A 13214-nucleotide genomic window follows, 5' to 3' on the forward strand; every position below is an offset into this window, starting at 1 on the left:
TTTATCGTTATTTATTTTAAATTTGTAGGGAAATCAAGTAGTTTCAATCTTACTATATAGATTAATTCTAAATAGAAATAAGGGTAAATTATTGATTTCCAATAAAAAAACATCGCTATGGGTTCACAAGAAGAAATTAAAATTGAAAATGATTTTATTTTAATTCGATTTCAAAATGATGGAAACGAAAATTATCATGTAAAACGACATGTCAATCAAGGACTTATCCAATTTCATTTTGGAATTAAAGGGAAAGCAAAATTCGTATTTAACGAAGGAGGTTATGCATTGGATTTAAAAGATGAAAAAGCGCTTTTGTTTTACAATCCACAAAAAGAATTACCGTTAAATTTAGAACTCGCTCCTACTACTTGGGTGATTTCTGTTATTATTTCCATTCAAAAATTTCATGCCTTATTTTCTAATGAAACTGGCAGTATTCCGTTTTTAAGTGCCGAAAATAAAGACCGAAAATACTATACCGAAAGCGATATCAGCCCTTCTATGGCTATTGTTTTAAGTCAGTTATTTCATTATAATTTAAATCCATCTATAAAAAATCTTTACTATAAAGGTAAAGGATACGAATTGTTGAGTTTGTATTTCAACCGTTCGGAAGACCCAGATGCTGAGCAATGCCCTTTTTTGATTGATGAAGAAAATGTAATGAAAATTAAAAAGGCGAAAGAAATTATCATTACCAATATGGCCGAACCTCCTGGATTGGAAGAATTGGCAGAGCAGGTAGGATTGAGTTTGAAAAAACTAAAAATGGGTTTCAAACAAATTTACGGCGATACCGTTTATGGTTTTCTTTTGGATTATAAAATGGATTATGCCCGTCAACTATTAGACAGCGGATCTTATAACGTAAATGAAGTGGGTTTGAAAATTGGCTACAGCACCGGAAGTCATTTTATTGCTGCCTTCAAGAAAAAATTTGCAACTACGCCAAAAAAATATTTAATGTCAATAAATCCGAATACGTAATTCGATCAATTTCCTATATCAAACAATAAATAAAAAATTGTTAATCACAAACATAAAAAAGTAAGAATAATTACTTTTAGCAAAAATTAAATCATACTATGAAAGGAGTATTACTAGTAAATCTTGGTTCGCCAGAAAGCCCAACGGCTAAAGATGTTAAGCCGTATTTAGATGAATTTTTAATGGACAAATACGTTATTGACGTTCCATTTTTATTAAGAGCTTTATTGGTTCGTGGAATTATTTTACAAACACGTCCCAAAAAATCAGCCGAAGCTTATGCTCGAATTTGGACTAGCGATGGCTCACCATTGATTGTTTTTTCAAAAAAAATGCACCAGAAAGTACAGCAATTAGTTGACATTCCTGTTGCGTTATCGATGCGTTATGGCACCATGACCATTCTAAAAGGATTGCAAGAATTGAAAGATAAAGGAGTATCCGAAGTAATGCTGATGCCATTATATCCGCAGCATGCTATGGCTTCTACAACCACCATCGTGGTTTTGGCAGAAGAATTGCGTCAGAAACATTTTCCAGAAATGAAATTCACCAATGTTCCTGCTTTTTACAACAAACCCGATTATATTCAGGCTTTAGCCAATTCGATAAAAAGACATTTGGTAGGATTTGATTATGATCATTTATTGTTTTCTTACCATGGTATTCCGAAGCGTCATATTCGCAAAACAGACATAACCAAATCCCATTGTAAAATTGATGGTTCTTGTTGTAATGCGCCTTCGCCAGCACATGAATTTTGTTACCGTCATCAATGTTATGAAACTACAAAACAAGTGGTTAAATTACTCGGAATTCCAGAAGGAAAATACAGCCAAACATTCCAATCTCGATTAGCAGGCGACAAATGGTTAACGCCTTATACGGATGTGGAAGTAAACAAAATGCCAGAACAAGGGATTAAGAAATTAGCGGTTGTAACTCCAGCTTTCGTTGCCGACTGTTTAGAAACTTTGGAAGAAATTGCTATGGAAGCCAACGAACAATTTATGCATCATGGCGGTAAAGAATTTATGGCCATTCCGTGTATGAATGATGAAGACGAATGGTGCGGCGTTGTGGCGAGTTGGGTAAAGGAGTTTCAAAGAGTTTCAAAGAGAATAGAAAAAAGAGAATAGAAAAAAGAGAATAGAAAAAAGAGAATAGAAATAGACAAATAAAGAGAGGACTATAATATAAATGTAATGAAAAAGATTTTAGAAAATATTATTGAACTTATCGGTTGGGTTCAAATAATGATCTCTCCAATACTAATAAGTTCTTTTATTGGTTTTATAATTTATTATAATTTTCAAAACACATTAGGATTAGTAATTTCTTTAATTGTAATTGCGGTAGGTTTATATTTAGGGATAAGACTTGCTAATAAAAAATACAAATCTACTGGAACGATAAATTTTCTTTCTAGAATTCATTCTTCACCCGAACTTGACAAAAAAGACAATGGAAATAAAAAATAATTTAATTTCTTAAATGGAAATGGAACTCTACAACTACCTAAAATCCCTTCACCTCATCTTTGTAGTAACTTGGTTTGCAGGGTTGTTTTACATCGTTCGGTTGTTTGTTTATCAAATAGAAGCCAACGACAAACCATCGCCAGAAAAGGAAATTTTGCTAAAGCAATACAAAATAATGACGTACCGACTTTGGTATATTATTTCCTGGCCAAGCGCCATTTTAGCAAGTATTTTTGCATTTTGGATGTTGTTTTTTACCAACTTAGGAAATGCTTGGTTGCACATGCCTTGGATGCATGTCAAACTAGGATTTGTATTTCTATTGTATTTATACCATTGGAAATGCCATTTAATTTACAAGCAATTACAAAACGATCAATTCAACTATACTTCCAATTTTATGCGCCTTTGGAATGAAGGTGCTACTATTATTTTATTTGCAGTAGTTTTTTTAGTAATTTTAAAAAATGCTTTCAATTGGATTTATGGCGTAATCGGAATTGTTTTATTTTCAGTTTTGATAATGCTTGGATTTAAATTTTATAAGAGAATACGAGAGAAAAAATAGTGTTCAGTGCTCAGTGCTCAGTTAAACTGAGCACTGAACACTGAGCACTGAACACTGAACACTGAACACTGAAAACCGAACACTATGTTTAACGGCTTCAAAATGTCTATGCTTTCCCTTCGAATTAGGATTTTCCTATCGATGATTGTATTGATATTAATTGCCTCTATTTTAATGGCGTCCATATCGGTGATTCAGTTTAAAAACGAAGCCCGAAGGTACCACCAAGAACGACTTGACCGAAAAGAAGATGCGGTAAAAGAACACATCAACTACATTTTATCCAATACCACTTATCCACTTACCGAGAGAAATCTTCCTTATATTTTTAAGGATAAAATTCATGAATTATCCGATATTCATAATGTAGAAATAAACATTTATAGTCTTACCGGAAATCTATTAAAAACCTCCAAAGCCTCCTTTTCTGTAGATAATGTTTCGCCTCCCATTCCAAAATACGTTGTTAAATTGGTGCAATCGTCTATCGAAAAGCGCTATGTAGATATTAAAAGTGTCGATGGCGTAAAAATTCGTTCTTCCTTTAGCCAAATTAAAGACGACAAGTTCAAACCCCTCGGAATATTGAATTTACCTTATGTAGAAGACGACAGTTTTTACGAAAATGAAATTCAGGATTTCTTAGTGCGATTGAGTCAGGTTTACTTTTTTATGTTGATTATTGCCTTTGCTTTGGCGTATTTTCTTGCGAGTTATATCACCAAATCGTTAAAAACCATTTCAGACAAAATTAACCAGACGAGTCTGGATCAAAAGAATGAAAAAATTGTCATTGAAGCCAACAGTCGCGAAATTAATTCCTTGATTAACGCCTACAATAGAATGGTGGATAAACTAGAAGAAAGTGCCACGATGCTGGCGCAATCCGAAAGAGAGCAGGCTTGGCGCGAAATGGCGAAACAAGTGGCCCACGAAATTAAAAATCCGCTTACACCAATGCGATTGACCGTGCAAAGTTTCCAACGAAAATTTGATCCAGAAGATCCCGATTTGAAACAAAAACTAAACGATTATTCCAAAACATTGATTCAGCAAATTGACACTATGAGTTCGGTGGCATCGGCATTTTCTAACTTTGCCTCCATGCCTGCACAGCAAAATGAAACTTTAAATGTGGTGGAAGTTGTAGAATTTTCTCTAGAAATTTTCAACGAAGAATACCTTCATTTTGAAAGCGAAGAAGAAGAAATCATCACCATCATGGATCGAACCCAATTGGTTCGAATCATCACCAATTTGGTCAAAAACGCCATTCAAGCCATCCCCGAAGAGCAAGAACAAAAATCGATTGTGGTAGCCGTAAAACGAGTAGATAATATGGTAAATATAACCGTGAAAGACAACGGAATAGGAATAGAATCCGAAAATATGGAGCGCATTTTCGAACCAAAATTCACCACCAAAAACAGCGGTATGGGACTTGGTTTAGGAATTATTAAAAACATCATTGAAAATTACAAAGGAACTATTACATTTGAAACCCAGCCCGGAAAAGGAACCACTTTTATTGTTTCCCTTCCTGTAATTTAAAATTTGTAGCGAACCGTTTGGGCATTTTAGTAAACATCGTTCCCGCTTTTCGCTGCAATCTCGCCAAGAAAAATGGCGAGGATTTCCGCTGCAATCGGGGCTAAACAGAAAAGTCCTTTTGTGAAAATAAAATTAAAAACAAAACATAAAACCAATACAAATTTGCACCATTTACAATTTGTGAAATTATCTAAATAATAAATTCGTGACAATTGGTGAAATTCGTGTTTAAAAAAACAAATTATGACCTTCGAAAACATTCTTATTACCTCCGAAAACGGAATTGGGCAAATCACCATCAATCGCCCATCTAAATTAAATGCTCTAAACGTTGCCACTATTAAAGAGTTGCACGATGGTTTGGAAAGTTTAAATAACAACACCGAAATTAGAGTGATTATCCTTACTGGCGAAGGAGAAAAAGCCTTTGTTGCTGGTGCCGATATTTCAGAATTTGCACATTTTTCAATTGAAGAAGGAGCAAAATTAGCACAACAAGGACAAGAATTATTATTTGATTTTGTTGAAAATTTAAGTACTCCCGTAATTGCAGCCGTGAACGGATTTGCACTTGGAGGCGGATTGGAATTAGCCATGGCATGCCATTTCCGAGTGGCCTCTGATAATGCCAAAATGGGCTTGCCCGAAGTTTCTCTTGGAGTCATCCCAGGTTATGGTGGAACCCAACGTTTACCGCAACTTGTTGGAAAAGGTCGCGCCATGGAAATGATTATGACTGCCGGAATGATAACTGCCGAAGATGCCTACAAAGCAGGATTAGTCAATCATGTGGTGCCACAAGCCGAACTTTTAGATTTTACAAAAACCTTGGCGCAACGTATTATGAGAAACTCTCCAGTTGCCATTGGCAAAGCTATAAAATCTGTAAACGATAATTTTAAAGATGGAGTGAATGGTTTTGAAACCGAAATTCAAAACTTTGGAGATTGCTTCGGTACCGACGATTTTAAAGAAGGAACTACTGCTTTTTTGGAAAAAAGAAAGGCCGCTTTTAAAGGAAATTAAGGGTAAATGTTCAGTCTCCAGTGTTCAGTGTTCAGTTAAAAAAAAATTTCAAATATCATTTTATTATAATTTTTTGATATTGTAATATCATTTTATTATACTTTTTTGATATTGTAATATCATTTTATTATATATTTGCATTGTAAATAGGTGTAAAATGATAAATAGAACGCAACAAAAAGAAATAGATTCCTATCTTTTTAAAGGAAAAGCAATACTACTATTTGGCGCAAGGCAAGTAGGTAAAACTTCTTTGATAAAAAATACAATTCGCAACTATCCCTATTTATGGCTAAATGGTGATGAGCCAGACACCAATCTTTTACTAGAAAACATTACAACCGATAGATTAAAAGCATTAGTAGGAGATAAAAAAATTCTAGTGATTGATGAGGCTCAAATGGTGCATAATATTGGTTTGTTAATAAAACGGATGGTAGATAATTTCCCTGAAATTCAAGTAATTGCATCTGGTAGTAGTGCCTTTGAACTCGCAGATAAAACCAAAGAAAGCATGGTTGGGCGAAAAGAAGAAATGCATCTTTTTCCGTTTAGTTATCAAGAAATGGTGCATCATACTAATTTTGTAGAAGAAACAAGATTAGTACCGCATCGATTAATATTCGGCTACTATCCCGAAGTCGTGAATAATCCTGGAAAAGAAGAAAAAATACTGAATGATTTGGTAGACGGCTTTTTGTATAAGGATATTTTGAATCTAGAAGGCATAAAAAAATCAAGCACTTTACAACGTCTAGTCCAAATATTGGCGCATAGAATTGGAAGTGAAATAAAATATTCTTCCTTGGCTAATGATTTAGGAATAAATAGATTGACCGTTGAAAAATACATTGACATCCTCGAAAAAAACTTTATCGTTTTTAGTCTAAATGCGTTTAGCAAAAATCAAGATAATGAACTAAAAAAAGGAAGGAAAGTATATTTCTGGGACAATGGATTACGAAATAGAATAGTTAAAAATTTCTCGCCAATTGAACTTCGAGACGATGTTGGCGCATTATGGGAAAATTTTATTATCAGCGAAAGAAAGAAAAAATTATCGCAAGAAAATCAATATAAAGATACTTTTTTTTGGCGCAATACACAGCAAGCAGAAATAGATTATCTGGAAGTTAAAAACAACGAAATCGAAGCATTTGAAATAAAATACAGTCCAAATATAACCGTAAAATTTACGAAATCCTTCACCGAAAAATACCATCCAAAATCAACTCAAGTAATTCATAAAGAGAATTTCTGGGATTTCTTATTGATTGATTTAAAATAAATTAAATCTATTTCTCCCCTTCCCATTCGGCATAAAACTGCGAAAGGAAATTTTCCATGAATTTATGCCGTTCTAAAGCAATTTTTTTTCCAGTTTCGGTATTCATTTTATCTTTTAGTAAAAGAAGTTTTTCATAAAAATGATTCAGCGTTGGTGCTTCACTATTTTTATATTCCTCTTTAGTCATGTGCAAATTTGGCGGAATATTTGGAAGATACAAAGGGCGGTTTTTAAATCCTCCGTAATTAAAGGTGCGTGCAATTCCAATAGCTCCAAGAGCATCTAATCGGTCAGCATCTTGCACAATTTCCAATTCTTTAGAGAAGAATTTCATTTCGAAATTGCCACCTTTAAATGAAATATTTTTAATAATTTGAACCACATGAGCAATAACCTCTTCGGATGCTTTTTGAGATTCTAAGAACTCACGCGCCATTTTTGGACCTATAGTTTCATCCCCATTATGAAATTTACTATCGGCAATATCGTGCAATAATGCTCCAAGTTTTACAATTTCTAAATTGCATTCTTCCGCATTAGCAATTAATAATGCATTTTTATACACTCGTTCTACATGAAACCAGTCGTGCCCCGCTTCGGCATTTTGTAGTCTTTCTTTTACAAAAAGGATGGTGTTATCTAATATCGACATAAAATTTGGGGTAAAAAAATCCTTTCTTATTAAAGGAAAGGATTCGGTATCTTTTTAATTATTTTTTCTAACTAATTAATGCGGGTTGTACCCATTTAAAAATATGCGTTTCTTCAGGAAGCACTAATCTTTCCGAAATTTTAGCCATTCTAGCAGGTAATTTCATTAAATAATCTCTTGCTTTTTCAGCTTCATCCGTAAGACTACCAATTTTATCAATTTGCCATTTTTCAATAAGTTTCTGCATAATATCTACATAATCATTGGCGGTATAAACCCCAAGTTTTTGTGCAGAATCTGAAAATTGATTGAAAGCAGTACTAATAGATTGACCAGATTCTCTTAAAAAATGTGCTGGCATAGTAATTTTTTGTTTCATCATGTATTGAAACGCCAACATCATTTCGCTTGGGTCAACTTTAAAAATTTGATTTACAAATTCGCTGTACGCATGGTGGTGGCGCATTTCATCGCCAGCAATCATTTTGCATACTTTAGAAAGTTTGTTATCGCCATATTGTTTTGCAATTTGCGAAACTCTATTATGCGAGACGTAGGTTGCCAATTCTTGAAAACTGGTATATACAAAATTCTTATAAGGGTCTCTCCCAGTTCCAATATCAAAGCCGTCGTTGATTAAATGTTGCGTAGTCATTTCTACTTCGCGCATGTTTACACGCCCCGACAAATAAAGGTATTTATTAAGCAAATCGCCATGACGATTTTCTTCTCCAGTCCATTGGCGAATCCATCTGGACCAGCCGTTGCGTTCTAAATTATCAATTCCTTCCACTTCCATCAACCAAGATTCGTAAGTAGGAAGCGCTTCTTCGGTAATGGTATCACCAACCATGGCTACCCAAAAATCATAGGGTAACTCTTTAGCAATTTCTCTTAATTCTTTAACGTCTTCGAAGAAAGTATCGCTTTGAGAATCGGGCAAAAAATCAGACGGTTGCCATATTTTTTCCACTGGAATTAAAAATTGATCTATGAAAGAATCAACGTTTTTTTCTAAAAACTGCATTACTTCCAAACGGATATTAGTTATCGACATTTATTTTAAATTTAAGATTTTGGGTATTAAACTATTTCGTATTCCTAATATAAGGATTTTATTATTGTTTCTTCTGTTTTGGTTATTAATTCTGCAAACGGATAGTCTTTAATAGCTAAAGGTTCGTGGATGATAAATTCCAATTTATTTCCTAATCCCATAGGAAAAGGTCCAAATTTAACCATTTTCCACGAATTATTGATAGAAATTGGCACAACATAAGCCGAAGGCGCGTATTTACAGAGAATTTTTAATCCACTTTGTGCGAATTCTTTTGGTTTTCCGTCTTTACTTCGGGTACCTTCTGGAAAAATTACTGCTGAACGATTATTAATTTCAATATATTCTGCCAAACCTTTAATTAAAGGAATCGCTTGTTTTGGATCTTTTCTATCTATAAGAATAGAGCCTCCGTGACGCAAATTATACGACACACTCGGAATTCCTTTTCCTAGTTCCTTTTTACTTACAAATTTAGTATGGTGTTTTCTTAAATACCAAATTATCCCTACGATATCATACAAACTTTGGTGGTTTGCTACAAAAATAACGGGTACATTTTCTGGAATTAATTCTCTGTTTTTAAATGTATAAGTAGTTCCAAGAATATTCGTACATCGAACTAAAAAAAAATTTAAATAATCAACACTTTTTTTATGTGCTTGGTATCCAAAAACGTTAAAACAAATCCACTGAATGGGATGAAAAACGGCCAAAAAAAGTCCGAAACAAAGGTAATAAACAGCCGAAATTGGATAGGAAAGTAACTTTTCCATAGGAGTAAAAAATTTGTTTGTAAAAATAAGAAATATATTTTGGTTAGAATTGTTTAAAACTCATTTTGATAAACTTCTTTTACTTCAAAAAAAATAATTATTTTTACGAAAAATACGAGCAATTTAAATGAAAGAAAAAATGAGTTCAGAAAAAGAAGCTAAATTAAAAGCATTACAGCTTACTTTAGACAAATTAGACAAAACTTACGGAAAAGGAACTGTAATGAAAATGGGCGATAAGGCCATTGAAGAAGTAGAAACTATTTCGTCTGGGTCTCTAGGAATCGATTTAGCGTTAGGCGTAAATGGATATCCTAAAGGTAGAATTATAGAAATATACGGACCAGAATCATCTGGTAAAACTACCTTGACGCTTCACGCAATTGCTGAAGCTCAAAAAGCAGGTGGAATTGCTGCATTTATTGATGCGGAACACGCATTTGATAGAAATTATGCTGAAAAATTAGGAGTAGATATTGAAAACCTTATCATCTCACAACCCGATAATGGGGAACAAGCATTAGAAATTGCTGAGAATTTAATTCGTTCGGGTGCAATTGATATTGTAGTCATTGACTCGGTTGCTGCCTTAACTCCTAAAAGTGAAATTGAAGGCGAAATGGGAGATTCTAAAATGGGATTACATGCGCGTTTAATGTCGCAAGCCCTAAGAAAATTAACAGGAACCATTAGCAAAACACATTGTACCGTTTTCTTTATCAACCAATTGAGAGAGAAAATCGGAGTAATGTTTGGAAATCCAGAAACTACCACTGGGGGAAATGCATTGAAATTTTATGCTTCCATTCGTTTGGATATTCGCCGTTCTTCTCAAATAAAAGATGGGGATAACGTAATAGGGAATAGAACCAAAGTAAAAGTGGTTAAAAATAAAGTGGCTCCACCATTTAAAGTGGCAGAATTTGACATCATGTATGGAGAAGGTATTTCTAAAACGGGAGAGATTTTAGATTTAGCGGTTGAATTTGAAGTAATTAAAAAAGCGGGATCTTGGTTTAGTTATGGTGAAACCAAACTTGGTCAAGGAAGAGATGCTGTGAAAGCTTTAATTAAAGACAACCCAGAATTAGCAGACGAATTAGAAGTAAAAATAAAAGCAATTATTAAAGAAAATAATGCTTAAAAATTAAGTCACGCCTTGAGCGTGATTTTTTTTATATTTAACGCAACCTTTTTTACTATTTTGCATCTAACAATAAAAATACGAATAACCATGAAATACATTTATTTACTTTTAGCCGTTGGATTTTTAACTGTATCCTGTGAGCCTAAATTCGATGAGCCAACAGAAACTTTAGAAACATTGCCAGTTAGTCAAGTAACTATACCTGTAAAATATGCCAAAGACAGCATCACTGAAATTCAAGTACAATATATTCGCCCAACGGTTTGCCATTCTTTCTATGATTTTTATTACGAAAGAAGTGGGCTTAATAGAACGGTTGCAATTATTGCATTTAAACAAAATGGAGGTACTGCTTGTCCACCAAGTCAATTATCTTACACGGCAATTTTAAAATTTAAACCAGCCAATTTAGGGACCTATCATTTTAAGTTTTGGACTAGTACGGATGCTCAAGGAGTGGATCAGTTTATAGAATACGATGCAATAGTTAATCATTAATGAAATTAATTTGACAATAGATCAACTTATAAATGATTGCAAAAAAAATGATATTAAAGCACAAGAACTACTTTACCGGCAATTTGCTCCAAAGATGTTCTCGGTATGCTTGAAATATTCACGGAGTTACGCCGAAGCGCAAGATCATTTACAAGACGGGTTTTTATTGGTATTTGAAAAAATAGATTTATTTGAATTTCGAGGTTCATTTGATGGCTGGATAAAAAGGGTTATGATTAACCATGTGTTACAGCAATATCGAAATAAAAGTTTTTTAAGTATAATTGATGAAAACACTCCCGAAGAAATTGAGGTAGAAATAGATTCCGAAATTTCGACCGAGTTTTTAATGAAGATAATTCAGGAATTGCCCGATAGGTATCGATTGGTTTTTAACTTAAATGTTTTTGAAAATTATACCCATCAAGAAATAGCAACGGCTCTAGGAATAAGTGTTGGAACCTCCAAATCGAATTTAGCAAGAGCAAAAATGATATTAAAAGAAAAAATAGAAACCACTACTGGTAGCGCAAAAATGCCCTCTATAAAATGAGTGAAAGAAAAAATATAAATAAACTTTTTCAAGAAAATTTTGAAAATTTTGAAATGCAACCAAACGAACTAGTTTGGGAAAATATCAAAAGAAAATTGGAAGAAAAGAAAAAAAAACGAAGAATTCTCCCATTTTGGTGGAGACTTTCAGGTGTTGCCGCAGCCTTAGTTATAGGGCTTTTGGTGTATCATAAAGAATCGGAAACTTTACCAAATAATGGTACTACTGTTGCACATCAAGAAAATGAAATTCCAAAGAAAGTAGATGCTTCTAATTCCGAAACTACATTTGAAAAAAACAAAGAAATTGCAGTTTCTAATAATGAAAAATCTACTTTAAATGCGGTTGTTGCAAATGGAGTTACAAACGAAGATAGCCATTTAAAAAACACCTCTAAATTTAAAAAATCAAATTTAAAAAAGAATTCGGAAGTGGTTTCTAAAACCGCTGTAGCAACTTCGGAAAATAATAATTATACTAGAAAAATAAATAAAAAATCTATTCTTACATCAAGTAAAAAAAAGACTGCCGCTGTTGCTTATACCAAATCTAAAGTAACAAAATCCAGAAATAAATCGCATTTTGTAACGTCTAAAAATGCTATTGCTTCGGCTGTTAATGAGAGAATAAAAACAAAAAAATCCAAAGCAGAAAGTACTATTCCGAATTCTAATTCAGAAAAAGAAAATATCGTTTACAATACTATTTCTTCAGAAAAAGAAAAATCAAGAGTTAATCCAAATATAAAATCGGAATCGACTTTAAATCTAAAAACAGATTCTATAAAAGTTGCAGCTGTAGTGCCAAATGCGCTAGAAGAATTACTAAAAGAAAAAGATTCTGCAACGACGATTACCAAAGCAAAATTAAATCGTTGGCAACTTTCTTCCAATCTTGCCCCAGTTTACTTTAGTTCTACTTCTAAAGGATCCCCACTGGACGCAAAATTAGACACCAACGACAAGGCCTATACCGCTAATAATACCAGTTATGGTTTGGGAGTAAATTATGTAATTAACAAAAAACTGAAAGTGCGAACTGGGGTAAATGTTTTGAATATAGAATATACAACTACCAGAATTGTATATTACCAAAACAACTTCGCTAGTGTTAATGGTAAATTGAATAATTTAAATCCTAATGCGGCAGGTTCTTTAATAACTATTGAAAGTTTGAATAATGTAAGATCTCCGTTAAATAAAATTAGTCAAAGATCAGAAGGTAGTTTGAATCAAAAGTTTGGCTATATTGAAATGCCTTTGGAATTGACTTATACAGTTTTAAATAAAAAATTTGGCATTGATGTTATTGGAGGAATGAGTACTATGGTTTTGAATAGGAATGAAATTTATTTGCAATCGCAGGATTTAAATTTAAAAATAGGAGATGCTAATAATTTAAACCAAGTTCACTTTAGTGGAAATTTAGGTTTGGGATTAAAATACGGCTTGTTCAAGAATTTAGATGCACGAATTGAGCCTATTATAAAATACCAATGGAATACATTTAGTAATGATTCTGGTAATTTTAAACCTTATATTTTTGGAGTATACTCCGGTATACTATATTCTTTTTAGTTATGATTATAATTAGTTAAGTTGTCATTGTTTTTCAGGCAATGACGAAA

The 13214-nt window shown here is 33.2% G+C and carries 14 protein-coding genes; 11 read left to right on the forward strand and 3 right to left on the reverse strand.

Features of this window, described 5'->3' with window-relative positions; all coding sequences use genetic code 11:
• Positions 1 to 117 precede the first annotated feature (117 nt).
• The 7 genes from ACIQ2J_RS01595 to ACIQ2J_RS01625 all read left to right on the forward strand — a co-directional run bounded on the left by ACIQ2J_RS01595 (position 118) and on the right by ACIQ2J_RS01625 (position 6904).
• Entirely contained in the window at positions 118 to 990 is an 873-nt protein-coding gene (locus ACIQ2J_RS01595; protein WP_396165883.1) for a helix-turn-helix transcriptional regulator, read from the forward strand.
• Positions 991 to 1088: 98 nt separating this feature from the next.
• Complete coding sequence (gene hemH / locus ACIQ2J_RS01600) at positions 1089 to 2129, forward strand: ferrochelatase (protein WP_396165887.1); 1041 nt, start codon at positions 1089 to 1091, stop codon at positions 2127 to 2129.
• Between the two features lie 66 nt (positions 2130 to 2195).
• Positions 2196 to 2471, forward strand: a complete 276-nt coding sequence (locus tag ACIQ2J_RS01605) for a hypothetical protein (protein ID WP_396165889.1) — start codon at positions 2196 to 2198, stop codon at positions 2469 to 2471.
• Between the two features lie 19 nt (positions 2472 to 2490).
• Positions 2491 to 3039 (forward strand): CopD family protein, encoded by a 549-nt coding sequence (locus ACIQ2J_RS01610; protein ID WP_396166021.1) that lies wholly within the window; start codon positions 2491 to 2493, stop codon positions 3037 to 3039.
• Between the two features lie 84 nt (positions 3040 to 3123).
• On the forward strand, positions 3124 to 4590 hold the full coding sequence (locus ACIQ2J_RS01615) for a sensor histidine kinase (protein ID WP_396165891.1): 1467 nt from the start codon (positions 3124 to 3126) through the stop codon (positions 4588 to 4590).
• Between the two features lie 243 nt (positions 4591 to 4833).
• On the forward strand, positions 4834 to 5616 hold the full coding sequence (locus tag ACIQ2J_RS01620) for an enoyl-CoA hydratase/isomerase family protein (RefSeq protein WP_396165893.1): 783 nt from the start codon (positions 4834 to 4836) through the stop codon (positions 5614 to 5616).
• Positions 5617 to 5773: 157 nt separating this feature from the next.
• Positions 5774 to 6904 carry an ATP-binding protein gene (locus ACIQ2J_RS01625; protein ID WP_396165896.1) on the forward strand — a complete coding sequence of 377 codons (1131 nt, stop codon included), beginning with the start codon at positions 5774 to 5776 and terminating at the stop codon, positions 6902 to 6904.
• 7 nt (positions 6905 to 6911) lie between these two features.
• Here ACIQ2J_RS01625 and ACIQ2J_RS01630 read toward each other — a convergent pair whose 3' ends face one another.
• From ACIQ2J_RS01630 to ACIQ2J_RS01640, 3 genes are all read right to left on the reverse strand, one after another.
• Positions 6912 to 7556, reverse strand: a complete 645-nt coding sequence (locus ACIQ2J_RS01630) for an HD domain-containing protein (RefSeq protein WP_396165898.1) — start codon at positions 7554 to 7556, stop codon at positions 6912 to 6914.
• 67 nt (positions 7557 to 7623) lie between these two features.
• Positions 7624 to 8613, reverse strand: coding sequence for an acyl-ACP desaturase (locus tag ACIQ2J_RS01635; RefSeq protein WP_396165900.1), 990 nt, complete (start codon positions 8611 to 8613; stop codon positions 7624 to 7626).
• A 44-nt stretch (positions 8614 to 8657) separates the two neighbouring features.
• Positions 8658 to 9389 (reverse strand): lysophospholipid acyltransferase family protein, encoded by a 732-nt coding sequence (locus ACIQ2J_RS01640; protein WP_396165902.1) that lies wholly within the window; start codon positions 9387 to 9389, stop codon positions 8658 to 8660.
• A 139-nt stretch (positions 9390 to 9528) separates the two neighbouring features.
• On the opposite strand from ACIQ2J_RS01640, the gene recA reads away from it, so the two are divergent.
• From recA to ACIQ2J_RS01660, 4 genes are all read left to right on the forward strand, one after another.
• The gene (gene recA, locus ACIQ2J_RS01645; RefSeq protein ID WP_396165904.1) at positions 9529 to 10533 is read left to right on the forward strand and encodes a recombinase RecA; all 1005 of its coding nucleotides are present in this window, start codon (positions 9529 to 9531) and stop codon (positions 10531 to 10533) included.
• Between the two features lie 90 nt (positions 10534 to 10623).
• Positions 10624 to 11034 (forward strand): hypothetical protein, encoded by a 411-nt coding sequence (locus ACIQ2J_RS01650; RefSeq protein WP_396165906.1) that lies wholly within the window; start codon positions 10624 to 10626, stop codon positions 11032 to 11034.
• Between the two features lie 10 nt (positions 11035 to 11044).
• A complete protein-coding gene (locus tag ACIQ2J_RS01655; protein ID WP_396165908.1) occupies positions 11045 to 11587 on the forward strand; it encodes an RNA polymerase sigma factor in 543 nt (180 codons plus the stop codon).
• Positions 11584 to 13164 carry a hypothetical protein gene (locus tag ACIQ2J_RS01660; protein ID WP_396165910.1) on the forward strand — a complete coding sequence of 527 codons (1581 nt, stop codon included), beginning with the start codon at positions 11584 to 11586 and terminating at the stop codon, positions 13162 to 13164. Before ACIQ2J_RS01655 ends, ACIQ2J_RS01660 begins: the two co-directional genes overlap by 4 nt.
• The last annotated feature ends 50 nt before the right edge of the window (positions 13165 to 13214 follow it).

Source organism: Flavobacterium sp. (assembly GCF_044357305.1).
Taxonomy (GTDB): Bacteria; Bacteroidota; Bacteroidia; order Flavobacteriales; family Flavobacteriaceae; genus Flavobacterium.